The sequence below is a fragment of the Nautilia lithotrophica genome, assembly GCF_054656815.1.
The window spans coordinates 1-771 of sequence record NZ_BAAHXN010000007.1 but is presented as its reverse complement, the minus strand read 5'-3'; the positions used below and the strand labels follow the sequence as shown (position 1 = coordinate 771).

The 771-nt window shown below is 33.7% G+C and carries 1 protein-coding gene; it reads left to right on the top strand.

The features are described 5' to 3' along the window. Positions 1-74: 74 nt before the first annotated feature. A partial coding sequence (locus ACYQ19_RS09155) for a flagellin hook IN motif-containing protein (protein ID WP_459979128.1) occupies positions 75-771 on the top strand: 697 nt, incomplete at its 3' end.

Genomic DNA, 771 nt, shown 5'->3' with positions numbered 1-771 from the left:
AATTCCAAATTGGTGCTTATTCAAATGAAACAGTTAAAGCAAGTATTGGACCAACAAGTAGTGATAAAATTGGTTTGACAAGATTTGAAACTGGTATGGTAATTACTGCTGCTACATCAAGCGTTGCATTAAAATTTATTGCTGTTGATGGAACACACAATGTTACATTAGAAAGTGTAAAAGTATCAACATCAGCAGGGACAGGTATAGGTGTGCTTGCTGAAGTAATTAATAAAAACTCTGATAAAACAGGTGTAAAAGCTTCATGGCAAGTATTAGCAACAGGTGATACAGCGATTGCAGGTGGGACAATAACAAGTTTTACAATCAATGGTATAAAAATAGGAACAATTAGTGTTGCAGCGAATGACAGCGATGGTAAATTGGTAGCGGCAATTAATGCCGTTAAAGATCAAACTGGTGTAGAAGCATATGTAGATGAAAGAGGTAATTTAAATCTTAGAAGTTTAGATGGTAGAGGAATAGCGTTAAGTGGTTCAGGATTAAATTCTGTAATAGGATTAAGTGCTAACTATCAAAACTACGGAAGATTAACACTTACAAGACTTGATGCTAGAGATATTATTGTTAGTGGAACAAATTATACTCATGTCGGATTTAATAATAGTCAAGCAGAAGCACAAAGAACAATTAACTTAAGAACTATTAAAGGTTCATTTAATAAAGATCAGGCTAGTGCAATTGGTGCTTTTGCAAATGCAAATGTAGTAAATTATGGAAAAAGTATAGGTGCTGGTGTTACAACACTTA